Raw genomic sequence first — 23,369 nt, 5'->3', positions numbered from 1 at the left:
CAACTTGCGATTGCTGGCGCCGAAATCCCGAACTAACAGAACATACGCTCGAAGACATGGTGGATAAGCAAAATGCCGGCAGCCGTGGGGACTGGGAAATGGGACTTCTGGATCGACCGCGGTGGCACCTTCACCGACGTCATCGGCCGTGACCCGCAAGGCCGGCTGCATCCCCGAAAACTCCTGTCCGAAAATCCCGAGGCCTATGCGGACGCCGCCATCCAGGGCATCCGCGACCTGTTGGGGTTGAAAACCGGCGCCGCCATTTCCGCAGACGCGATCGGCGACGTCAAAATGGGCACGACCGTTGCCACCAATGCACTGCTCGAGCGCAAGGGCGACCGCGTCCTGCTGCTCATCAGCAAGGGTTTTCGCGACGCATTGCGCATCGCTTACCAGGCGAGGCCGGACATCTTCGCCAAGGAGATCATCCTGCCGGAGCAGCTTTACGAGCGCGTCATCGAGATCGACGAGCGCGTGCGCGCCGACGGCTGCGTCGAGCGCCTGCTCGACATCGCGGCCTGCCGCCCGGCGATCGAGCAGGCCAAGGCCGACGGCATCGACGCGGTCGCCATCGTCTTCATGCATGCCTGGAAATATCCGGATCACGAAAAGGCCGTGGCAAAAGTCTGCCGCAAGATCGGCTTCAGCCAGATATCGGTCTCTCACGAGGTCTCGCCGCTCATCAAGCTGGTCGGCCGCGGCGACACCACCGTGGTCGACGCCTATCTGTCGCCGATCCTGTCGCGCTATGTGCAACGGGTGGCCGGCGAACTTGGCGCCGGACCGCGCCTGATGTTCATGATGTCGTCGGGCGGTCTTACCGCCGCCGACCTGTTCCAGGGCAAGGACGCGTTGCTGTCCGGCCCGGCCGGCGGGGTCGTCGGCATGGTCGAGACGGCGAAGCTCGCCGGCTTCGAAAAGGTCATCGGCTTCGACATGGGCGGCACCTCGACCGACGTCGCACATTATGACGGCGAATACGAACGCGCCTTCGACACCGAGGTCGCCGGCGTGCGCATCCGCGCGCCAATGATGCGCATCCACACCGTCGCCGCCGGAGGCGGCTCGATCCTGCACTATGAAGCGGGCCGCTTCCGCGTCGGTCCGGATTCCGCCGGCGCCAATCCCGGCCCCGCCGCCTATCGGCGCGGCGGTCCGCTTGCCGTCACCGACGCCAACGTCATGCTCGGCAAATTGCAGCCCGATTTCTTCCCGGCGATCTTTGGTGCGGGCCAGGACCAGCCGCTCGATGTCGGCACGGTTGGCGAAAAATTCGCCACACTTGCCGCCGAAATCGGCGACGGCCGGACGCCTGAGGCGGTGGCCGAAGGTTTCGTCACCATCGCCGTCGAGAACATGGCTAACGCCATCAAGAAGATCTCGGTGCAGCGCGGCTACGACGTCACCGAGTATCTCCTCAACTGCTTCGGCGGCGCCGGCGGTCAGCATGCTTGCCTGGTTGCCGATGCGCTCGGCATGGAAGCCGTGCTCATCCACCCCTTTTCGGGGCTGCTTTCCGCTTATGGCATCGGCCTCTCGTCGGTCTTCGCCTCGCGCCAGCAGGCGCTGCTGGAGCCGCTCGCGGACGCATCCAGGCCGGCGATCGAAAATCTCATAGCCGCCCTGCGCGGAGTTGTGGTCGCCGAACTTGTGTCTCAGGGCATCGCCGAGAGCGGGATTACCGCCAGGCCAATCCTCCAGATCCGCTACGATGGCACCGACACGACTCTGCCGGTGAATTTCGAGCACGGCTCGATCCTGCGGGCGAAGGACGATTTCGAGGCCGCGCACAAGTCGCAGTTCGGGTTCGTCTATGAAAACAAGCCGATGATTATCGAGGCTGTAGGGGTGGAGGGCAGCGATGCCGGCGGCGCGGGCCGCGCGGAAACCGAAGCGGAGTTGCAGGATCTTGCCGTTGTTCCTTCCGAGAAGCGGAAAATATTCGCCGAAGGCGAATGGCGCGAGGCCGGCGTCTTCCGTCGCGAAGCCCTTGGGCAGGGCAACAAAGTTGCCGGCCCAGCCCTGATCATCGAACCCAACCAGACCGTTGTTGTCGAACCGGGCTGGCAGGCCGAGATCACCGCAAAGGACCATATTCTCCTGCGCCGAACGAGCAAGAAACGACGGCAGGCCGCACTCGGAACCGAGGCCGATCCGGTGATGCTTGAGGTCTTCAACAACCTCTTCATGTCGATCGCCGAGCAGATGGGCGTGACGCTGCAGAACACCGCCTATTCGGTCAACATCAAGGAACGGCTCGATTTTTCCTGCGCCGTGTTCGACCGCCATGGCGCACTGGTCGCCAATGCGCCGCACATGCCGGTGCATCTGGGCTCAATGGACCGCTCGGTCGAAACCGTCATCCGCCTGAATTCGGCCGACATCCATCCCGGCGACGTCTTCGCCCTCAACGCGCCCTATAATGGCGGAACGCATTTGCCCGACATCACCGTGGTGACGCCTGTCTTCGACGATGCGCGCAAGGAGATCCTGTTCTGGGCTGCCTCGCGCGGCCATCACGCCGATGTCGGCGGCACCGCGCCCGGCTCGATGACGCCGCTTGCGACAACGGTCGATGAGGAAGGCGTGCTGTTCGACAATTTCCGCATCGTCGACCGCGGCCGCTTCCGCGAGACGGAGCTGGAGACGCTGCTGACCGACCACCCCTACCCCGCGCGCAATCCGGCCCAGAACACCGCCGACCTGAAGGCACAGATCGCCGCCAACGAAAAAGGCGTGGCGGAGCTGCGCAAGATGGTCGCGCATTTCGGGCTCGAGGTCGTCGAGGCCTATATGGGCCATGTCCAGGACAATGCCGCCGAGAGCGTGCGCCGCGTGATCGAGCGGCTCCCCGACAGCGCGGCATACGAATACCCCACCGACACCGGCCAGGTGATCAGGGTGAAGATCACCGTCGACCGGCAAAAACGCGAGGCGACCGTCGATTTCACCGGCACGTCGCCGGTGATGAAGAACAACTTCAACGCGCCGGAGCCCGTCGCCCGCGCCGCCGTGCTCTACGCCTTCCGCGTTATGGTCGAGGACATGATCCCGATGAATGCCGGGTGCCTGAGGCCGATCAACATCGTCATCCCCGAAGGCTCGATGCTGAAGCCCGCCTACCCGGCCGCCGTCGTCGCCGGCAATGTCGAGACCTCGCAGCACGTCACCAATGCGCTGTTCGGCGCGATGGGTGCGATTGCCAACGCGCAAGGCACGATGAACAACCTCACCTTCGGCAACAAGAAATACCAGTATTACGAGACGATCTGCTCCGGCTCGCCGGCCGGCCGGATGAATTCGGGATGCGGCTTTGCCGGCACGTCCGGTGTCCATACCCACATGACCAATTCGCGCCTCACCGACCCGGAAGTGCTGGAACTGCGCTTCCCCGTCGTATTGGAGGACTTCCACATTCGCGAGGGCTCCGGCGGCAAGGGCAAGTGGAACGCCGGCGACGGCACCAGGCGCACCATCCGCTTCCTCGAAAAGATGGAATGCGCGATCCTGTCCTCGCACCGCAACCGGCCGCCCCAGGGCCTCGACGGCGGCGGCGATGGCGAGGCGGGCTCGACCAAGGTCAGGCGCAATGACGGATCGGTCGACGTCTTGAAGGCCTGCGACCAAACCACGCTCGATGCCGGCGAGACCGTCATCGTCACCACGCCGACGCCGGGAGCCTTCGGAAAAGCGTGAAATCAACGTCAGCTTGCCGTCAACAGGCTGTCACCTGCCTGTCATGCCGCTGCGCTACCCGCTTGCGCCAACGCAAACGGGGAATCACCTTTCCATGTCGGACGTATCCGGAGAACTCGTTTATCGTCGAGGCAAGGAAGTCGGAAAGGCGGTCTACCAGAACCGGGCATTGTCGAAGGACGGCATTTCCGAGCGGTTGTTCGCCTTTCTGTTCTCCGGCCTCGTCTATCCGCAGATCTGGGAAGACCCGGATGTCGACATGGAGGCCATGCAGCTCGGCGCGGGCCACCGCATCGTCACAATCGCCTCGGGCGGCTGCAACATCCTGGCCTACCTGACCCGCTCGCCGGCCAGGATCGATGCCGTCGATCTCAATGCCGCGCACATCGCGCTGAACCGCATGAAGCTGGAAGCGGTGCGCCACCTGCCGTCACAGGGCGATCTCTTCCGCTTCTTCGGCGCCGCCGGCACCAGCCACAATTCGGATGCCTATGATCGCTTCATCGCGCCGCATCTCGATGCGGTCAGTCGTCACTATTGGGAGCGCCGCAGCTGGCGCGGTCGTCGCCGCATCTCGGTCTTCGACCGCAACTTCTACCAGACCGGCCTGCTCGGCCTCTTCATCGCCATGGGCCATCGCGTCGGCAAGCTGTTCGGTGTCGACCCGGCCGGCATCATGAAGGCCGAGAACATCGGCGAGCAGCGCCGTTTCTTCAACGAGGAGCTGGCGCCTGTTTTCGACAAGAAGCTGTTGCGCTGGGCGACGTCGCGGAAAGCCTCGCTATTCGGCCTCGGCATCCCGCCGGCGCAATACGACTCGCTGATTACGTCTGGCGACGGCTCGATGGCGAGCGTGCTCAAGGCGCGCCTTGAAAAGCTCGCCTGCGACTTTCCGCTCAAGAACAATTACTTCGCCTGGCAGGCCTTTGCCCGTCGCTATCCGCAACCTGGCGAGGCAGCGCTGCCCGCCTATCTGGAACAGAGCAACTACAAGACGATCCGCGCCAACATCGATCGCGTCGCCATCCACCACGCCAACCTGATCAAGTTCCTGGCTGCCAAGGATGCGGGCAGCGTCGACCGCTTCGTGCTGCTCGACGCGCAGGACTGGATGACCGACGACCTGCTCAACGCACTGTGGACCGAGATCACCCGCACGGCCTCGGCTGGCGCGCGCGTCATCTTCCGCACCGCTGCCGAACCGAGCCTCCTGCCCGGCCGTGTCTCCAGTTCGCTGCTCGACCAGTGGGCCTACGAGAGCGATGCCTCACGCGAATTCTCCGCAAAAGACCGCTCGGCCATCTATGGCGGCTTCCACCTCTACGTGAAGCGCGCCGCATGAGCACGACGGAACTGCCGGCCAGCCATGCCGAACTGATGGACGGCGTCTACCGCTGGCAGCGCCACATCTACGACCTGACCCGCAAATACTACCTGCTCGGCCGCGACCGGCTGATCGACGGGCTGGACGTGCCGCAAGGCGGCACCGTGCTGGAGCTCGGCTGCGGCACCGGCCGCAACATCGTTCTCGCCGCCCGCCGCTACCCGGACGCCCGCTTCTTCGGTTTGGATATCTCGACCGAGATGCTGGAGACGGCGAACGCGACCGTCGCTCGCGAAGGTCTCACGGACAAAGTCAACCTCGCACACGGCGACGCCACCGATTTCGACGCCAAGGCTCTCTTCGGCATCGAGCATTTCGACCGGGTCTTCGTCTCCTATTCGCTGTCGATGATCCCCGGCTGGGAGAAGACCGTATCGGCTGCCCTGGCCGCGCTCGCGCCCGGCGGCTCGCTGCATGTCGTCGATTTCGGCCAGCAGGAAGGCCTGCCACGCTGGTTCAGGGCGTTGCTGCGCGGCTGGCTGCGGAAATTCCATGTCACGCCGCGCGCCTCGCTGCGCGACGTGCTTGAATCGGAATCCGAGCGCACCGGCGCAACCTTCCGTTTCAGAACGCTTTATCGCGGCTATGCCTGGCTGGCGGTGATCAAGATCGCCCACTGAATTTCGCAATTTGAGGCGCCTGTGGCTGTATCGAACGCAATTAACTGAACAATTGCACCCATGACCCAAGGAGTGGTACACTGACCCTGCTTGGAAACATGTGATGATCGTTGGATTTAGAGATGGATGGCTGCGAGCCTTCTTCGTGGATGATACCCACTCCGGCAACATTCCGTCCGATCTCGAAAGCCGCTTGTTTCGCAAGCTCCAGATGATCGACGACGCTGCTACCGACCAGGATTTGCGAGTGCCGCCCAGCAACCACTTCGAAAAGCTGCGCGGCAATCTCGAAGGCTTTCATTCCATACGGGTCAACAAGCAATGGCGGTTGGTTTTCCGCTGGGATGGCGGCCGGGGTGAGGCGTCGGACATCTACTTGGACGACCACAGCTATAAGTGAGGTGAGACATGTTGATGACCGCACGCAAGCCCGCAACGGTTGGGGAAATCCTCACGGAAGAATTCATGCAGCCGCTCGGTCTGACGCAGGCCGCTTTGGCCGAGGCGATGGGAGTCCCGCGCAAGCATGTGAACGAATTGTGCAACGATCGCCGCAGCATTACCGCAGCGACCGCTCTCATTTTGGCGCGGGTGTTCGGCAACAGCCCGGATTTCTGGCTGAACGTCCAGCGCCGCAGCGATCTTTGGCAAGTCATGAACTCGCCTGACGAGCGGGCGCGCGTGGATCGCGCCAAACCTTTGCCGACCGCCGCATAGAGGCCGGCGATTGACCGCCACGCCTCTAATGGAGCGCTTTTGCGAGCGCCCCAACCATCGCTTGTGGACGATAACCGAACTTGCCCGGCGTCAATCCAAGCCGCACCACCACCAACTGCTCCGACGGAATGATCGCCACCGTCTGGCCGTCATGGCCCTCCATCCAATAGGTGTCCTTGGGCAGGCCTGCAGCGACGCCTGCGCCGGGATTTTCCTCATCGCCCGGGCCTTCGATCCAGACCTGGCCTTTGCCGTACACCTTTGAAGCCGGCGCGGGCTCCCGCATCCAATCGACGAAACCGGGGGGCAGGATCTGGTTGCCATTCCAGGTCCCGCCCTGCAGCAGGAACTGGCCGAACCGCGCCCAGTCATGCGCCGTCGCGTAAAGATAGGACGAGCCCACGAAAGTCCCCTGCTCGTCGGTCTCGAGCACCGCGCTGTGCATACCGAGCGGCTCGAATAGCGCCGTGCGCGGCCAGGCCAGCGCCTTGGCCTTGTCGCCGATCGCGTCCTGCCACAGGCGCGACAGCATCACCGCGGTGCCGCTCGAATAGGAAAACGCCTTGCCGACCTCGCCGCTCAGCGGCTTGGCCTCGGCGAAGCCTGCCATGTCCGGCTCGAGATAGAGCATGCGCGTCACGTCGGCGACGTCGCCATAATCCTCGTTGAATTCGAGCCCGCTCGACATCGCCATCATGTCGGCAAGGCTGATGGCGGAGCGCCCATCGGCCTTCCACGGCGCGAACAGGCCCTTGTTGTCCATGGCCATCTTGCCGTCCTTGACCAGCGTGCCGACGATCGCGGCATTCACCGTCTTGGTCATCGACCAGCCGAGCAGCGGCGTCTTGGTCGAAAAGCCCTCGCCATAACGCTCGGCGACGACGCGCCCGTTTTTCACCACAACGATCGCTCGCATACCCGTACCTGCCATGGCGGCATCGTCGACGATCTTCGCCACGTCCGGGTTCTGGGAAGCGTCCACGCGCTCGCCATCGGGCCAAAGCGCGTCCGGCTGCGCCGGCGTGGAGGCCGCGGCGCGCAGCGACGTCTGCCTTGCCTTGCCGGTGTCACCATCGGGAAGCGACGCGCAGCCGACGCCGTCGCGCTCGACCGCGACGCTCTTGCCCAGAACCCAGAACAGGCCGGCCGAAACCAGCCCCCTCTCCTTGTCGACGGAGACCTTCATCAGCTTGAGCAGCGGATGGCCCGGCGCCTGCACGTCGACAGCCAGCACCTGCTTGGCGTCGCGGCCGGCGATGAACACGTTCGAGCACACGATCTTGGCCGAATAGCCGGAACCGACACGGATGAGTTCCGGCGGGGCGAAATAAAGCCAGGCAACAAGCGCGACCACGGCCAGGATCACAAGGCCAAGCAGCCATTTGATGAACTTCACGACAGCCCGCATCATTCCGCCCTTTGGAGTCTTCGGCTCGATTTATGTCATCGATTTGCCGCCATTGCTTCCGCAAAATCATCGGTGTTGTCGAGCGCCGTCAATGGATTATCAACCATGTTCGGCGATCAACGGAGGAGCCGGATAGTCTCGTGGGGCGACAATCCGGAAGGGGCTTGCGCAAGCGACCACCACCAGTGAAGGACCCATCAGCGGCCGGCTGAACCCGGCTTGGGAAATGCCATGCGCCGTCTTGCGGCCATCCTGATGCTTACGCTGCTGGGCGCTTGCTCCACGGTGGACGATCTTTCGCCATTGTCGCCGTCTACGCAGACGGTGGCCGTGCGCGCGCCTAAATTCGAGGACTCAAAGCCGCATGAATGGGACAGCGGCGCGCCGTGGAATTACGCCATCCACGGCACGGATGTCTCCAAATACCAGACCTCGGTCGACTGGCCGACGGCCAGGGCCAGCGGCATCTCCTTCGCCTTCATCAAGGCGACCGAAGGCGGCGACCGCTTCGACGAATATTTCAACGAGCACTGGTCGCGCACCAGGGCCGCCGGAGTTCCGCGCGCGGCCTATCATTTCTTCTATTTCTGCACGCCGGCCGAAACCCAGGCGCGCTGGTTCATCGCCAATGTCCCAAGGGACCCGTCGGCGATGCCGCCGGTGCTCGACATGGAGTGGAACCCGAAATCGCCGACCTGCAGGCTGCGCCCCGATCCGGCCACTGTGCGCAGCGAAATGACCGTCTTCCTGCAAATGGTCGAGCGCCATTACGGCAAGAAGCCGATCATCTACACCTCGCTCGACTTCTTCGACGACAACCAGTTGGCGACCTTCCGCGGCTATCCCTACTGGCTGCGCTCGGTCGCAGGCCATCCGCGCGAGAAATACGGCAGCCACCCCTTCACCTTCTGGCAGTACACCGGAACCGGCATCGTGCCCGGCATGACCGGCAAATCCGACATCAACGTCTTCAACGGCTCGGAAGCCGCCTGGAAGAAGTGGCTGCGGCAGAACACCCGTTGACATCGGCCGCCCCGCCTGCTTTTCGACACGGCGGGCGGCGAAACATGCAACCGCTGGTAATCCGGGGCGGCGCACTCACGCGAGTGCCTGGCGCGGCTCCTGGGCTTTGAAATCCTCGCATGCGCCTGTCCGATCCCGTCCGGGGTCACGATGGGGCCATGCGCGGTCTCGAGAGGAAAGCGATGCGATTGCGCGTTGAAATCCTGGCGGCGCTCTTTGTCGGCGCGCTTGCACTGCCTGCGGCGGCGCAGGAATGCGGCGGCGATTTCGAGACCTGGAAGCAGGGCGTGGCGGCCGAAGCCAAGGCCGCCGGCGTCGGCGCCGTCGGCCTCGCCGCGCTGGAGGACGCCACCATCGACGAGCGGGCGCTGGCGCGCGACCGCGCCCAGGGTGTCTTCACCCAGACTTTCACCGAATTCTCCAACCGCATGATTTCGGCCTACCGCCTGAAGCAGGGCGCGGCCAATCTGAAGAAATATGCCGAGGTCTTCGACCGCGCCGACAAGGAGTTCGGCGTCCAGCCGGCCATCATCGCCGCCTTCTGGGGGCTGGAGACCGACTTCGGCGCCGTACAGGGCGACTTCCATACGCTGAATGCGCTGGTGACGCTCTCACATGACTGCCGCCGCCCGCAGCTTTTCCGGCAGCAATTGGTGCCGCTGCTGATGCTTATCGACCGCGGCGTGCTGCCGGCTGACGTCAAGGGCGCCTGGGCCGGCGAGATCGGCCAGACGCAGATCCTGCCGACCGACTATCTGGCCGAGGGCGTCGATGGCGATGGCGACGGCAAGGTCGATCTCAGGGGCAGCGTGCCGGACGTCATCATGACAACCGCCAACAAGGTCATGTCGCGCGGCTGGAAGCGCGACCAGCCCTGGATCCAGGAAGTGCGCGTCCCCGACGACATGCCCTGGGATCAGACTGGCCGCACCAACAAGCTGCCGCTGTCGCAATGGGCGCAATGGGGCGTGACCAACCCGAACGGCACGCCGCTCGTCGACAACGGACTGAAAGCCGGCCTGGCGCTGCCGATGGGCCGCAAGGGGCCTGCCTTCCTGGCCTACGACAATTTCGACGTCTACCTGGAATGGAACCAGTCCTTCACATACGCGCTGACCGCGGCCGTGCTTGCCACGCGCCTTGCCGGCGCACCGCAATTCGACCCGCGTATGCCCGAGCAAGGTCTGAGCGGCGACCAGATGAAGGCGCTGCAGACCAAGCTCGAGGCCAAGGGATATGACGTGGGCACCGTCGACGGCATCCTGGGCACCAACACGCGCGAAGCTGTCCGCAAGGAGCAGACGCGGCTCGGGTTGCCGGTCGATGGTTGGCCGACGCCGGAATTGCTGGCGAAATTGTGAGAATAGTGAATAGTAGGAAAATCTCACTACTCACTACTCACTACTCACTACTCACTACTCACTACTACTCACTACTCACTATTCCCCATTCACTAATCCGCCATCGTCTCCAAACTCGCAAAGCCCTGCGGCGCGTCGCCTTCGTCGAACGGCGTCGTCACCTCGACGAAAGTGTCGGGATAGAACCCATTGAAACGCGTCCTGAGCGACAGCGAGTAAGCGCCGATATGGCCGATCTCGATCCAGTCGCCGGTGTCGACCGTTTCCGGCAGCCAGAATGGCCGCGACAGAATGTCGACGGAATCGCAGGTCGCGCCGCAGACCTTGAACGGCACGATGTTTTTTTCCGCGCCGTTGCGCGTGCGGATCGCCGGATCGGGGATGAAGCGCGCCGGCAGGGTGATCTTGCCGGTCCATGAATCCGACAGCGAGGCCCAGATGCCATCATTGATGTAGAGGCGCTTGCCCTTGCGCAACAGGACGCGAACAATCAGGGAAAGACAGCGCGCCACGATCACGCGGCCGGGCTCGGCCACCAAGGGCATCTGGTCGAACTGATACTCTTTCAGGTCGCCGGCAAGCCGCGACATCAGTTGGCCGAGCGACGGCATCTCGACCTGCTTGCGATTGGGATCGTGGCCGTATTCGGCGGGGAAGCCGCCGCCCACATCGAGCCCGGCAATGTCGAAGGTCAAGCGGTTGCGCACCCAGTCGGCCGAGGCGAGCGCCCGCTCATAGGTATCGGGATCCTCGATCTGGCTGCCGACATGGAAGCAGAGCCCCACCTTGTAACCGGTGCGGTTCAGCCGCTCGGCAAGCTCGACCGCGTTGGCCGGCCCGGCGCCGAATTTCTTCGACAATTCGTAAGCCGCATGGCCCTTGGTCTGGATGCGCACGAAGACGGTGATGGCTCCCGGGTCGATATCGAGCGCCCGCACAACGCGCGTAAGCTTGGTGATCTCGTCTTCATGGTCGAGCGAGATCACCCGGATGCCGTATTTCTCCAGCGCCAGCTTGATGTCCGACTGCGCCTTGACCGGATGCATGTAGAGCATCTCGGCATCCGCCGAGACCGCGCGCACGGCGGCGAACTCGCCCGGCGAAGCGACGTCGAAAGTGCTGACGCCGGCCTCGACCAATGTCTTCAGCACGATCTGCTCGCCATTGGTCTTCACCGCATAGGCGGTCTTGCCGGGGAACATCCCCATGAACTGCAAGGCGTCCGCCTTCAGCACCTGCGGGCGGAAACAGTAGACCGGGTCGTCCGGACGAAGCGCCAGTGCCGCCTCACGGGCATTTTCGAATCGCTGCATGGACGAATCCTCAGGTCTGGAGCGCGCACAATTAATCCTAGCTAGCTGCCAAAGAAAACAGTTCTGTGTCTCGCCATCGCGCGCGGCCGGCCGCACATTTTTGCCGACGCTAAACCACCGGTCAGGTTTCGGGTGGCCCTTGCCGCCGAACCCGATATCGGTTGTTGAGATGACGGGCTGAACTTGCGACCGGCCCGGGGAGGAACAGGACATGTCGATTACGGCCGGCGCCGCGCCGACGCGCGGACCGATGGCGCTCAAGGATTGGGCGCAGCTTCTCCTGCTCGGCGCGATCTGGGGCGGCTCGTTCTTCTTTGCCCGCATCGCAGTGTCGGAAATCCACCCACTGGCGCTGGTGCTGTTCCGCGTCGCCATCGCCGCGGCAGCGCTTCAGCTCTATCTGGCGGTCCGTGGCCCTTCGTTCCGGCTCGCCTTCCCGCATGCCGGCCTGTTCTTCCTGCTGGCGCTCACCAACAATGTCGTGCCGTTCTCGCTGATTTTCGCCGGCCAGACGCAGCTCGGCGCCGGCATCGCCTCGGTGCTCAATGCGACGACGCCGTTCTGGACGCTGATCCTGGCCAATGCGCTCACCACCGACGAGAAGCTGTCCTGGAACAAGCTGGCCCGCATCGCGCTCGGTGTCGCCGGCACCGCGGTGATGATCGGACCTGGCCTGCTTGCCGGGCTTGGCGGACCGGTCTGGGCCAAGTTCGCATTGATCGGCGCGTCGCTCTCCTACGCCGTCGCCCTGATGATCGCGCGCCGCTTCAAGGGCGTGCCTTCGCCGGTCATCGCCACCGGGCAACTGACCGCATCGACCATCATCATGATCCCCATCGTGCTGATTGCCTATGGTCCGGCGGGATTGTTCTCGGCCTCGCCACCCGTCTGGGCCGCGGTGCTGGGCCTGGCGCTGCTGTCCACCGCCTTTGCCTACATCCTCTATTTCAACCTCGTCGCCTCGGCCGGCGCCACCAATGCCTCGCTGGTGACGTTGATCGTGCCGGTCAGCGCGGTGCTGCTCGGCTTCCTCTTCCTCGGCGAGCGGCTGGCGCTGTTCGAGGTCGGTGGCATGACGCTGATCGGACTCGGCCTCATCACCATCGATGGGCGATTGTTCGGCAAATGGTAGCGGTGTCATGCCACACCGCCGCCACAATTTATTCACAGGCCCGGAGCCGGCTTTTGCCGAAGAGTTTCAACGGCTAATGGCAAATCCCCGGTCGCAAATTCCACAATCATGTCGCATTGCAGCACGTTTTCCGCTTGCCTGTGGCACAAATGACCCTAGACTCCTGCCATAGCTCTGAAGAGGAGGCTATGACATGGGACTAACGAGGCCGATCAACGCTTTGATGATTTGTGCCGCATTCGCATTCATCGGTGCCCTTATCATAGGCGTTCTTCCCTGACCCGCCAAAGCCGGGAAGACCAGCACCGAGAATAGTCCAAACAGTTCGAAAAGGCCGGGTTCTACCCGGCCTTTTCCGTTTCCGCCGGGCTCAAGCCGCGGCCGAACCGGCCGCCTCCGCCTCATGCGAGCGGATGCCGATCATGTGGCAGACGGCAAAGACGAGATCGGCGCGGTTCATCGTGTAGAAATGGAAGTCGCCGACGCCACGCTCGACAAGGTCGAGCACCTGTTCGGCCGCCACGGCCGAAGCCACGAGGGCATGCGTCTGCGGGTCGTTCTCCAGCCCTTCGAAGCGCTCGGCCAGCCAAGCCGGCACCAGCGCCCCGCAGCGCGACGAGAAATTGGCGACCTGGGTGAAATTGTGCACCGGCAGGATGCCCGGCACGATCGGGATGTAGATGCCGGCGCGGCGCGCCCGCTCGACATAACGCTCGTAAAGATCGTTATCGAAGAAGAACTGGGTGATCGCCCGCGTCGCGCCATTGTCGGCCTTGCGCTTCAGCATGTCGATGTCGGTGGCGAAGTCCGGGCTTTCCGGATGCTTCTCCGGATAGGCCGAGACAGAGATGTCGAAATCGCCGACGCTCTTCAGCGCACCGACCAGTTCGGCGCCATTGGCGTAGCCGTCGGCGTGCGGACGGTAGCTCGTCCCCACACCGGCCGCCGGATCACCACGCAGCGCCACGAAGCGTTTGACGCCCATGTCGGCGAACTCGCGGATGACCGTGTCGACCTGATCGCGGGCGGCATCGACGCAGGTCATATGCGCCGCGGGCGTCAGCGATGTCTCGTTGAGGATGCGCTTGACCGTGCGCGCCGTGCGTGAGCGGGTCGAGCCGCCGGCGCCATAGGTCACCGAGACGAATTTCGGCTTGAGCGGCTCCAACCTTGTGACCGTGTCCCAGAGCCTCGCTTCCATCTCGTCGGTTTTCGGCGGGAAGAATTCGAACGAAACCCGGACCTTGTCGCCGATGTCGGGACGGCGGGAAAAGCGGAACTGGTTCATCAGGCTGTTTCCCTCACTGGCAAGGAATCGTTGGATGGATCGGCGATCAGCAGCCGGCGGTCGCGGCCGAGCCAGAGCTTGACGGTGAGCCTTGCCTCGTTGCCGCCACGCGGCTCGAATTCCTGGCTGTCCTCGAGGTCGAGGCCGGCCTCCCCGAACCATTCCGAAATCTGCCGGTCGGAAAAGCCGAGCCGCATGTGAGCGTGCTGGTCGCGCAGGAATTCAAGCGCGTGTGGCGCGAAGTCGACGACGATCAGTCGGCCCGATGGCCGCAGCAGCCTCGCCGCTTCGGCGATCGCGCGGGCCGGATCGTCGAGATAGTGCAGCACCTGGTGGATGGTGACGAGGTCGAAGGCGTTGCGCTCGACCGGCGGCGAGAAGATATCGCCCTGGCGCACCTGTGCATTGGCGATGCCGGCCTTGTCGAGATTGGCGCGCGCCACAGTCAGCATCTCGCGCGACATGTCGATGCCGACGCCGCGCCGGTAGAGCGGCGCGAAGATTTCGAGCAGCCGGCCGGTGCCGGTGCCGAGATCGAGCATCGACTGGAACGGTCGCTTGCCGACAAGCTTGATGAGCGCCGCTTCCACCGCCCGATCCGGCACATGCAGCGAGCGGATGTGATCCCAGCTCGCGGCATTCTCGGAGAAATATTCGGCAGCCCGGTCCTGCCTTTTGCGCTTCACCGCCGCCAAACGCTCGAGATCGCGCACCACCTGCGGATCGGCCTCTCTTATGGCCGAGACCAGACGCTGTACGAAATCGCGCGAATTATCCGTATCGGTCAGCCTGAAGAAGGCCCAGGACCCTTCCTGGTAGCGGCCGATCAGCCCGGCATCGAGCAGCAGCTTCAGATGACGCGAGACCCGCGGCTGCGACTGTCCAAGGATCTCCGTGAGGTCGGAGACGGTAAGATCGCCGCGCGAAAGCAGCACCAGGATGCGCAGCCGGCTGGATTCGGCCGCCGCCTTCAATGTATCTACCATTGTGTCGAGCGAGACATGCATGAGCGGCTTCTCGTTGAAAGATATAAAGATATGTTTATGTCGATTTTGAAACCCTGGCAAGCGCTATGTCGCTTCCGGACAAGAAAATGGCGCAGCCGCGATTCGCGCCGGGCAAGCGGTTCTTCCGCGGGATGAACAGGATGTTTGAGACGCGCCAAGGCGAAACGCTTCTTGGAGCCGACCCGGCGGAGCTGCGGCCGGACGGTCATGTCGTCTTCATCGGCCGCATTGTCTCGCCCTGGGCGGTCCGCGAGGAGTGCCCGAAGAACATGCGCGCCGCCCGCGAAACCAGGCGGCCCGCGACAATCCTGATCGACGAGCCCTATCGCCCGGGGCTGCAAAACCTGGAACGCGCCAGCCACATCGTCATCCTGTCCTGGCTCCATCACGCGCCGCGGAATCTGATTGTGCAAAAACCGCGCCATGCGGCTGAACCGAAAGGCGTTTTCTCGCTGCGTTCCCCTGCCCGGCCGAACCCTGTCGGCCTGCATGTGGCGAAGCTCGTCGCTTTCGACATCGAGGCCGGCCGGATCGAGATCGACGCCATCGATGTGCTCGACGGCACGCCGGTCATCGACATCAAGCCCTACTACGCCTCGACCGACGCGTTCCCCGAGGCGACCATCGCCGGGCGCGACGAGAAATGAGCGCCCCCACCGGCCGCCGCCGCGCGATTGCCAAGGCGCTGACCGCACTGTTGCCGCTCGCCTCTTACGCCGACATGGAAAAGATCCGCGCCGACGCCGGTTCGGTGCATATGAAGAGCTTGCCGCCGACGATCGCGGTGTGGCTGGCCGCCATCGCCCATATCCGCCATGTCCACACCGATTACGAAAAGCTTCTGGCCGAAGGCTATGACCGGGATTCGGCGCGCTTCTTCGTCATCGAGCAGACCAATATGGTGCTGACCCGCTGGCGGGCAACGCGCCTGCTCGAGGAAGACGACGAGGACGAGTGAGGTCGGCGCGGACGTCTGATCGTGCTCTATCCCTGACCCGCCACCAAAAAAATCCGGCGGCGCCTCTGGAAAAACGGCCGAAGCGCCGTACATGCAGCAAGCGGAGCATCCTCCGCTTATATCCGGAATACATCGTCCCACCGCAATTCCAGGAAAAGCGCACAGCGGTTTTCCACCCGGAATTGCGCAAAACAACGACTTGGAGCGGCTCGCGATCCTGAGAGGCGCTGCACCGCTCTAAGGGCAAGGATCACAGATCATGACTGATAAGGTTTGGTTCATCACCGGATCGTCGAAGGGCTTTGGCCGCGTCTGGGCCGAGGCCGCGCTCGCCCGTGGCGACCACGTCGCCGCCACCGCCCGCGATGCCGGCACGCTTGCCGGTCTCGTCGAGGAATATGGCGACAAGATCGCTGCCATGCAGCTCGACGTCACCGACAAACAAGCGGTCGACGCCGCGATTTCCGAAGCGCACAAGCGTTTCGGCCGGCTCGACGTCGTCATCAACAATGCAGGCTACGGCCATTTCGGCGCCATCGAGGAAGTCACCGAGCAGGAAGCGCGCGACCAGATCGAGACCAACGTCTTCGGCGCGCTTTGGGTGACGCAAGCCGCGCTGCCCATCATGCGGGCGCAGCGTTCCGGCCACATCATCCAGATATCCTCGATCGGCGGCGTCAACGCCTTTGCCTCGCTCGGCCTTTATCACGCCTCAAAATGGGCGCTGGAAGCCTTCAGCCAGTCGCTCAGCCTCGAGGTCGCCGGCTTCGGCATCCACGTCACCCTTGTCGAGCCGGGCGGCTTCTCCACGGACTGGGCCGGGCCGTCGGCCAGGGTCTCCAAGCCGTTGGACGCCTATGAGCCGGTCCGCGCAGCGATGGCCGAGCGCCGCGGCCGTTCCGTCGCTGGCGATCCGCAAGCGACCGGCGCGGCGATGCTGGCGATCGTCGATGCCGCCGAGCCGCCGCTCAGGGTCTTCTTCGGCGATGGCGGCCTGCCGATGATCAGGCAGGAATATGCCAACCGCATCGCCACCTGGGAAAAGTGGGACAATGTCTCGGTGATGGCGCAGGGCACCAACAAGAACCGGAAACCCTAATCAAAACGCCGGCCACGCTGCTTCAGCGGCGTGGCCTCAAGCCGGGTAAATCCACTGCTCCGGCACCCGTACCGAGATCTCCTCGCCGGCCCTGATGACGCCCGGCTTCTCGACCCAGGCGACAAGGCCGCGCAGCCGTTTCGCCTCCTTGGGAAAGAGCAGCGCGGTGGCATTGTGATCCGCGGCGCCGACATGCTCGGCGATCGACTGTCCGGCAACGCGGCAGGGCTTGTTCTGCCCGTCGACCTTGAGCGTCACCCCGCCCTTGAAGAACAGCAACGAGCCGGCCGGCAGCATCGAAAGCTGCGGCACGCCTTCGACCAGGAGGTTGGCGCCGATCCACTCCGGCTTGATCTCATCGAGCCCCATGCGCTGGGCGACGATGGCAAGCTCGTCCGCCGCGACGAGCGACAATTGCCGCTCGTTGCGCATCTCGGTGCCGCGCGGGTACCAGGGCTCGCGTCCGCCGGAACGCCGCGTCGTTCCGCCATGGAAGTCGCCCGCGATACCGTCGAAGCCGAGCCGCAACTCCTCGACCGCCCTCGTTTCGAAATGATCGTGCGGAGCGGCATAGAGCGCCGCTGCCTCTGCCGTCAGCTTGCGGCCCGGCACGATGTCGACCGCCGGTTCCGCTACGGGAAAAAGTTCCAGGTTCGTTTCCTGCATGCCGCTGGTCTAATGATGCCGAAGAATGCGGTCCAGTCGAAAGCGCTGATGATCCGATCACGCCGCTTGATGGTGATCACGATTTTCTTACCGCAAATCCCTTTCGCCAGTCGCCGCAAGCCGCGATGCTGCCGCGACGGCTGCATGGACGGTCACGCGCGCAATCGGGAAGGTTCGATCATGCAGGTTGGACAAGCTGTCGCCGCACTCTGGCTGTTCTGGCTGGTTTCCTGGCTTCTTGCCGCCTCCTGGGCCGACCCCGCGCAAAAGCGCGCGGATCTCAAGTCGGAGGCACGCTACCGGGTCCTTTGGCTGGCCGGTACCGTCCTGCTGTTCGTGCCGGCGCACGGCTATGTCGGCCGGCTTCGGCTCTGGACGCCGACGCTCGCCGGAGCCTGGATCTGCGTTGCCCTGATCGCCATCGGCATCGCCTTCGCCTGGTGGGCACGGCTGCATCTCGGCCCGCTGTGGTCGGCCAACGTCACCGCCAAGGCCGATCATCGCGTCGTCGATACCGGCCCCTATGGCCTGGTCCGCCATCCGATCTATACCGGACTGCTGCTGTCCGTCCTCGCCACCATGGCGGTCAAGGGCACGGTCTGGGGCATTGCCGGCGCCGCCCTGTTGCTCGTCGGCGTCGTCGTCAAGGCGAGGCTGGAAGAGAGCTTCCTGCGCGGCGAGCTCGGCCCGGCCTATGACGATTACGCCAGGCGCGTGCCGATGCTGGTGCCTTTCGCACCCGCCTGATCGCCGGTTACAGCATTCTCAACAGCGCGCCGCCGATCGAATAGCCGGCGCCGAAGGCGCAGATCAGTCCGAAATCGCCGGCCTTCATGTCGGCATGGTTCTCCGACAGCGCCACGATGGCGCCGGCGCCGGCGGTGTTGCCAAGCCGCTCAAGCACCATCGGCGCGCGGTCATGGTCGACGTCGTGGCCGAAGGACAATTTCAGGATCATCGCATTCATGCGCGCATTGGCCTGGTGCAGCCAGAAGCGCCGGATGCCTTCCGGCGTCAGCCCGTGCTCGGCCAGGAATTCGACGATGAATTTCTGGCCGGCGACGGTGACTTCCTTGAACACCTTGTTGCCGACCTGCTTGATGAGGTTGCCTTCCAGGTTGATCATGTAGGGATCGTCCTGGGCCGTGCGCGTGTGGTAGCCGAGATTGGTGCGGATGTTGTTCGACATCTGCGTCCAGGTGCGCGTGTCGAGCACCTCGAAACGCCCCGGCCGCTTTTCGCCCTGCGCCAGTCCTTCGACGACCATGGCGACCGAGGCGTCGCCGAAGATGAAATGCGTCTGCCGGTCGCGGAAGTTGAGATGGCCGGTGATGATTTCGGGCGTCGACACCAGGATGCGCTTGTGTGCCCCCGCCCTCACCAGGTTGACGGCGACATGCAGCGCCGCCGCGGCGGAAGAGCAGCCAAGCCCCATGTCGAAGCCGGCGCCCTTGGTGCCAAGCGCCTCCTGCATCTCGATGGCGATGGCCGGATAGGGCCGCTGGTGATGCGAGGCCGAGCAGATCACCAGATCGATGTCGGACCCGTCGACCCCGGCATGGGCAAGCGCCTTCCTGGCCGAGGCGATGCCGAACTCCGCCTCCAATGACAGCGCGTCGTCCGGCCGTGCCGGAATGCGCGGCGACATGCGGGTCGGGTCGAGGATGCCCTCGCGCTCGACGACATGGCGGCTCTTCACGCCCGAGGCGTGGACGATGAAGTCGCTGTCCGATTTCTGCAAAAGCGGCTCGCCGGTGTCGGCGCGGCGCACATTCTCGGTGTCGACCCAGCTGTTGAAGCTTTCGACCAGTTCTTCATTGGTGATGACGGGTTCAGGGATTTCGGCGCCGATGCCGCTGATGATGACGCGATGCATGTCCAATCCGTCTAGAGCAATTCCAGGAAAAGTGGGAACCGGTTTTCCGTCCGGAATTGCGTTGAAACAAATGGCACGGGCCTTGCGGCTTTGATGTGGGCGCGGAAATGGCCCGGCGCAACCCTTGTCGCATTTGGCCGGTTTATGCCAGCTTAAACTCGTGACCCCACAAATCCGCGAGGGCGTTCACCAGGCGCAGACTTTGGTGTTGGTCTGCGGATTGTTCCAGCAGGCGCCGTCGTCGCGGCTGCGCACGAACTGCCCCGGCAGCGATCGGTTGCGGCTGCCGAACCTGGCATAGCCGAAGGCAAAGCCCGGCTGGTCGATTTCAAGCGTGATGGTGGGATAGCCTGGCGCCGAGACGCGGAAGCTGCCCTCGCCGTCCAAAGCCTTGTAGTTGCAGGGATAATAGCCGTCATCCGTGGTGAAGCAGCGCGCCGGCTTGGCCTCGGCTGCCGTTGAAAGAAGAACCACCGCAGCCACGCACACGCTGGTTGCGAGCGTCATCTTGCCCAGTGTCATCGCTTACCCCTACCCCGTGGACGAAGGACCATGGTCCACATCGATGAAATGCGCATGACGGCGCAAACCGGTCAAGGAGTGGGGCGAGCGAGGGGTGTTGAGATTCAGGTCAGGCCGAGTCGAAAATGGTGGCTTCCGAGAACCGGAGCGGAGCGTACTTGAAGTACGTGAGCACCGGAAGCGCAGGAAACCGCCATTTGCAGGCCGGCATCACCTGAATATCAACACACCCTATGCGCGTTTGGCGACGATGAAGATGCGCGGGAAGCGCAGCAGCACCTTGCCGTTCGCCATCTTTGGATAGGCCTTGGCGATCTTGGCGGTATAGCTGTCGAGGAACAGCTTCTTCTCATCCGCGTCGAGCGGATCGAGGAAGGGCTTCAGGCCGGTTGCCTTGACCCATTCGACGATCGCCTCGGCATCGGCCAGCGGATGGTTGTAGATGGTGTGCCAGATGTCGAGACGGTCGGCGAGCGGCGACAGAAGATCGTAATAGAAGGACACCGGCGGCAGCGGGGAGCGCGCGGCGCCCTTCAGCTTGGCCGCAAACGGCACTTCCGCCGCGGTCTCGCGCATCAGCTGATGCGAGGCTTCGCCGAGATTGTCCGGCATCTGGACGGCCAGGGCGCCGCCCGGCGCCAGAAGCCCCATCAGCCGCTGGAACACCGCCGGATGTTCCGGCAGCCACTGGAAGACGGCGTTGGCGAAGATGACGTCGACGGGATGCTCGGGCTGCCATCCGGCGGCGTCCGCTAGCTCGAAATTGACATTCGGCAGCCGCGCCCGCGCCTTCTCGATCATATCGGGCGAGGTGTCGAAGCCGCTGACCTGAGCATCCGGCCAGCGCTCGACCAGGAGCTCTGTGGAGTTGCCCGGCCCGCAGCCGATATCGACGACGCGGCGCGGAAAATCGACCGGCACTTGCGCCGCCAGATCCCGCGCGGGCCGCGTGCGCTCATCCTCGAACTTCAGATATTGGACGGCGGACCAGTCAGGCCTCGGTGCTTCGGCGGTGTTTGTGTTCATCGATAGATCTCGCGACGATTGCCGACTTCCACGACCAAAACCACAAGCCGGCTATCCTGGAATTGAGTGATGATCCTGTAATCGCCAACGCGAAAGCGCCAAGCGTCTTCCTTTGTCGCAACGAGCCGCTTGGCAAGGGTTTTCGGATTGGGATGCGACGAAACTCTTTGATGCAGGAATTCGAGGATACGTCGTTGGTCTTTTGTCGACAGCCGTTCGATGTCTTTCAAGGCACGTGGCGTGAACTCGACGCCCCAGTTCAATCAGCGGCGGGCTTCGTGTGACGTTCCTCGGCTTCACGAAGCTCAAGCTTCCGCATCACCTCTTCCAGCGGGATGCGAACACCATCGTCATCTTTCAGGCGCTCATCCGCGACCTTTGCGTCCTGCCAGTCCTCGATCGCCTCGAGGACGGCTTCAGTCACGACCTGATCGGTCGTGCGGCCGCTGGCCTTGGCCATGACGGCCAGCAGCTTCTCGGCTTTCCCGGGCAACTTCACGGTGATCATATGGAACGCTCCATCCGATCAATTTAGGCCAAACACGAGGCGCAGGCAACGGAACCCGGTCGTCCTACCGGGTCAGCCGCTTGTGCGTCATGCGGTGCGGGGCCGCCGCTTCGGCGCCCAGGCGGCGCAGCTTGTCCTTCTCATACTCCTCGAAATTGCCTTCGAACCATTCGACATGCGCGTTGCCTTCGAAGGCCAGCATGTGGGTCGCCATACGATCAAGGAACATGCGATCGTGGCTGATGATGACGGCGCAACCGGCATAGGCTTCGAGCGCGTCTTCCAGCGCGCCCAGCGTTTCGGTGTCGAGGTCGTTGGTCGGCTCGTCGAGCAGCAGCACGTTGCCGCCGCCTTTCAGCATCTTGGCCAGATGCACGCGGTTGCGCTGGCCGCCCGACAGGTTGCCGACCTTCTGCTGTTGGTCGCCGCCACGGAAGTTGAACGACGAGCAATAGGCGCGACTGTTGATTTCGTGCTTGCCGAGCTTGATGATTTCGGCGCCGCCGGAAATTTCTTCCCATACGGTTTTGCTGCCATCGAGCGCGTCGCGGCTCTGGTCGACATAGCCGAGCTTGACCGTCTCGCCGATGCGCACGGTGCCCGCATCCGGCTTTTCCTGACCGGTGAAGGTCTTGAACAGCGTCGTCTTGCCGGCGCCGTTCGGGCCGATGACGCCGACGATGCCGCCCGGCGGCAGCCTGAACGACAGGTTCTCGATCAAAAGCTCGTCGCCGAAGCCCTTGTTGAGGCCTTCGACCTCGATGACGACGTTGCCGAGACGCTCGCTCGACGGAATGACGATCTGCGTGTCGGTCGGCTTGCGGTTCTGCGACTGCTCGACCAACTCCTCATAGGCCTTGATACGCGCCTTGGATTTGGTCTGACGCGCCTTGGGCGAGGACTGGATCCACTCGCGCTCGCGCCAGATCGACTTCTGGCGGGCGTCGTCCTCGCGGCCTTCCTGGATCAGGCGCTTGGCCTTGGCGTCGAGATATTTGGTGTAGTTGCCCTCGTAGGGAATGCCGCGGCCGCGATCGAGCTCGAGGATCCAGCCGGTCACGTTGTCCAGGAAGTAGCGGTCGTGGGTGATGATCAGCACCGAGCCCGGATAGTCGCGCAGGTGCTTTTCCAGCCACGCCGTGGTCTCGGCGTCGAGATGGTTGGTCGGTTCGTCGAGCAGCAGCAGATCCGGCTGGCGCAACAGAAGCTGGCAAAGCGCGACGCGGCGGCGCTCGCCGCCTGAAAGGTTCGTCACCTCGGAATCGCCTGGCGGGCACTGCAGCGCGTCCATCGCCATCTCGACCTGCTGCTCGAGGTCCCACAGGTTCAGGCGATCCATCTCGTCCTGGAGCTTGGCCGACTCATCGGCCGTCTCGTCGGAATAGTTCATCATCAGTTCGTTGTAGCGCTCGATGATGGCCGTCTTTCTGGCGACGCCTTCCATGACGTTTTCCATCACGGTCTTGTTTGGATCGAGTTGCGGCTCCTGAGGGAGATAGCCGACGGTTGCGCCCTCTGCCAGCCACGCCTCGCCCTGGAACTCCTTGTCGAGCCCGGCCATGATGCGCAGGATCGTCGACTTGCCCGAGCCGTTGGGGCCGAGAATGCCGATCTTGGCGTCCGGATAGAAGGACAGGTGAACGTTATCGAGCACCTTCTTGGTGCCATAGGCCTTCGACAGGCCTGACATGTGATAGATGAACTGGCGAGCCACGCGCGCTTTCCCTGGAAACTGAAGTGTCAAGGTGAATGGGGGTTGCGC

The 23,369-nt window shown here is 63.6% G+C and carries 23 protein-coding genes; 12 read left to right on the top strand and 11 right to left on the bottom strand.

Annotated elements, in window-relative coordinates:
• The first annotated feature begins 72 nt into the window (after window positions 1–72).
• The 5 genes from FJ424_RS14160 to FJ424_RS14140 all read left to right on the top strand — a co-directional run bounded on the left by FJ424_RS14160 (window position 73) and on the right by FJ424_RS14140 (window position 6,420).
• Window positions 73–3,699: a hydantoinase B/oxoprolinase family protein gene (locus FJ424_RS14160; protein ID WP_140657461.1), complete on the top strand. Its 3,627-nt coding sequence runs from the start codon at window positions 73–75 to the stop codon at window positions 3,697–3,699.
• Between the two features lie 43 nt (window positions 3,700–3,742).
• Window positions 3,743–5,041, top strand: a complete 1,299-nt coding sequence (locus tag FJ424_RS14155) for a DUF3419 family protein (RefSeq protein ID WP_140657463.1) — start codon at window positions 3,743–3,745, stop codon at window positions 5,039–5,041.
• Window positions 5,038–5,703, top strand: coding sequence for a class I SAM-dependent methyltransferase (locus tag FJ424_RS14150; protein ID WP_140657465.1), 666 nt, complete (start codon window positions 5,038–5,040; stop codon window positions 5,701–5,703). Before FJ424_RS14155 ends, FJ424_RS14150 begins: the two co-directional genes overlap by 4 nt.
• A 103-nt stretch (window positions 5,704–5,806) precedes the next feature.
• On the top strand, window positions 5,807–6,103 hold the full coding sequence (locus FJ424_RS14145; RefSeq protein ID WP_140657467.1) for a type II toxin-antitoxin system RelE/ParE family toxin: 297 nt from the start codon (window positions 5,807–5,809) through the stop codon (window positions 6,101–6,103).
• 8 nt (window positions 6,104–6,111) lie between these two features.
• Entirely contained in the window at window positions 6,112–6,420 is a 309-nt protein-coding gene (locus tag FJ424_RS14140) for a HigA family addiction module antitoxin (protein ID WP_140657469.1), read from the top strand.
• A gap of 25 nt (window positions 6,421–6,445) precedes the next feature.
• Here FJ424_RS14140 and FJ424_RS14135 read toward each other — a convergent pair whose 3' ends face one another.
• Window positions 6,446–7,828 carry a serine hydrolase gene (locus tag FJ424_RS14135; RefSeq protein WP_140657545.1) on the bottom strand — a complete coding sequence of 461 codons (1,383 nt, stop codon included), beginning with the start codon at window positions 7,826–7,828 and terminating at the stop codon, window positions 6,446–6,448.
• A gap of 231 nt (window positions 7,829–8,059) precedes the next feature.
• Here FJ424_RS14135 and FJ424_RS14130 point away from each other — a divergent pair, with 231 nt between their 5' ends.
• Window positions 8,060–8,851, top strand: coding sequence for a GH25 family lysozyme (locus FJ424_RS14130; protein WP_140657471.1), 792 nt, complete (start codon window positions 8,060–8,062; stop codon window positions 8,849–8,851).
• A gap of 182 nt (window positions 8,852–9,033) precedes the next feature.
• A complete protein-coding gene (locus FJ424_RS14125; RefSeq protein WP_140657474.1) occupies window positions 9,034–10,212 on the top strand; it encodes a lytic murein transglycosylase in 1,179 nt (392 codons plus the stop codon).
• A 92-nt stretch (window positions 10,213–10,304) separates the two neighbouring features.
• Here the strand turns inward: FJ424_RS14125 and FJ424_RS14120 are convergent, their stop codons facing one another.
• Complete coding sequence (locus FJ424_RS14120) at window positions 10,305–11,525, bottom strand: alanine racemase (RefSeq protein ID WP_140657476.1); 1,221 nt, start codon at window positions 11,523–11,525, stop codon at window positions 10,305–10,307.
• 211 nt (window positions 11,526–11,736) lie between these two features.
• On the opposite strand from FJ424_RS14120, the gene FJ424_RS14115 reads away from it, so the two are divergent.
• The gene (locus FJ424_RS14115; protein WP_140657478.1) at window positions 11,737–12,657 is read left to right on the top strand and encodes a DMT family transporter; all 921 of its coding nucleotides are present in this window, start codon (window positions 11,737–11,739) and stop codon (window positions 12,655–12,657) included.
• Between the two features lie 370 nt (window positions 12,658–13,027).
• Here the strand turns inward: FJ424_RS14115 and metF are convergent, their stop codons facing one another.
• Entirely contained in the window at window positions 13,028–13,945 is a 918-nt protein-coding gene (gene metF, locus FJ424_RS14110) for a methylenetetrahydrofolate reductase [NAD(P)H] (protein WP_140657480.1), read from the bottom strand.
• Entirely contained in the window at window positions 13,945–14,952 is a 1,008-nt protein-coding gene (locus FJ424_RS14105; protein WP_140647576.1) for a metalloregulator ArsR/SmtB family transcription factor, read from the bottom strand. The genes metF and FJ424_RS14105 overlap by 1 nt, the downstream gene beginning before the upstream one ends.
• Window positions 14,953–15,092: 140 nt before the next feature.
• On the opposite strand from FJ424_RS14105, the gene tsaA reads away from it, so the two are divergent.
• The 3 genes from tsaA (at window position 15,093) to FJ424_RS14090 (ending at window position 17,009) form a co-directional block, all read left to right on the top strand.
• On the top strand, window positions 15,093–15,599 hold the full coding sequence (gene tsaA / locus FJ424_RS14100) for a tRNA (N6-threonylcarbamoyladenosine(37)-N6)-methyltransferase TrmO (protein ID WP_140657483.1): 507 nt from the start codon (window positions 15,093–15,095) through the stop codon (window positions 15,597–15,599).
• Complete coding sequence (locus FJ424_RS14095) at window positions 15,596–15,910, top strand: DUF2293 domain-containing protein (protein ID WP_140657485.1); 315 nt, start codon at window positions 15,596–15,598, stop codon at window positions 15,908–15,910. Before tsaA ends, FJ424_RS14095 begins: the two co-directional genes overlap by 4 nt.
• 259 nt (window positions 15,911–16,169) lie before the next feature.
• Window positions 16,170–17,009: an SDR family oxidoreductase gene (locus FJ424_RS14090; RefSeq protein ID WP_140657487.1), complete on the top strand. Its 840-nt coding sequence runs from the start codon at window positions 16,170–16,172 to the stop codon at window positions 17,007–17,009.
• 36 nt (window positions 17,010–17,045) lie between these two features.
• On the opposite strand, the gene FJ424_RS14085 is transcribed toward FJ424_RS14090, so the two are convergent.
• A complete protein-coding gene (locus FJ424_RS14085; protein WP_140657489.1) occupies window positions 17,046–17,675 on the bottom strand; it encodes an MOSC domain-containing protein in 630 nt (209 codons plus the stop codon).
• A gap of 180 nt (window positions 17,676–17,855) precedes the next feature.
• On the opposite strand from FJ424_RS14085, the gene FJ424_RS14080 reads away from it, so the two are divergent.
• Window positions 17,856–18,422 carry an isoprenylcysteine carboxylmethyltransferase family protein gene (locus FJ424_RS14080; RefSeq protein WP_140657491.1) on the top strand — a complete coding sequence of 189 codons (567 nt, stop codon included), beginning with the start codon at window positions 17,856–17,858 and terminating at the stop codon, window positions 18,420–18,422.
• Between the two features lie 7 nt (window positions 18,423–18,429).
• Here FJ424_RS14080 and FJ424_RS14075 read toward each other — a convergent pair whose 3' ends face one another.
• The 6 genes from FJ424_RS14075 to ettA form a co-directional block, all read right to left on the bottom strand.
• Entirely contained in the window at window positions 18,430–19,551 is a 1,122-nt protein-coding gene (locus tag FJ424_RS14075; RefSeq protein ID WP_140657493.1) for a beta-ketoacyl-ACP synthase III, read from the bottom strand.
• 186 nt (window positions 19,552–19,737) lie between these two features.
• Complete coding sequence (locus FJ424_RS14070; protein ID WP_140657495.1) at window positions 19,738–20,073, bottom strand: hypothetical protein; 336 nt, start codon at window positions 20,071–20,073, stop codon at window positions 19,738–19,740.
• 231 nt (window positions 20,074–20,304) lie between these two features.
• The gene (gene tam / locus FJ424_RS14065) at window positions 20,305–21,099 is read right to left on the bottom strand and encodes a trans-aconitate 2-methyltransferase (protein WP_140657497.1); all 795 of its coding nucleotides are present in this window, start codon (window positions 21,097–21,099) and stop codon (window positions 20,305–20,307) included.
• On the bottom strand, window positions 21,096–21,362 hold the full coding sequence (locus FJ424_RS14060; RefSeq protein WP_140657499.1) for a type II toxin-antitoxin system RelE/ParE family toxin: 267 nt from the start codon (window positions 21,360–21,362) through the stop codon (window positions 21,096–21,098). Before FJ424_RS14060 ends, tam begins: the two co-directional genes overlap by 4 nt.
• The gene (locus FJ424_RS14055) at window positions 21,359–21,607 is read right to left on the bottom strand and encodes a DUF6290 family protein (protein WP_140657501.1); all 249 of its coding nucleotides are present in this window, start codon (window positions 21,605–21,607) and stop codon (window positions 21,359–21,361) included. The genes FJ424_RS14060 and FJ424_RS14055 overlap by 4 nt, the downstream gene beginning before the upstream one ends.
• A gap of 64 nt (window positions 21,608–21,671) precedes the next feature.
• On the bottom strand, window positions 21,672–23,321 hold the full coding sequence (gene ettA, locus FJ424_RS14050) for an energy-dependent translational throttle protein EttA (protein WP_140647586.1): 1,650 nt from the start codon (window positions 23,319–23,321) through the stop codon (window positions 21,672–21,674).
• Between the last annotated feature and the right edge of the window lie 48 nt (window positions 23,322–23,369).

The organism is Mesorhizobium sp. B3-1-8 (assembly GCF_006439495.1).
Lineage (GTDB): Bacteria > Pseudomonadota > Alphaproteobacteria > Rhizobiales > Rhizobiaceae > Mesorhizobium.
Note: the sequence above shows the minus strand (reverse complement) of the source record. Positions and strands in the feature narration are given on the sequence as shown.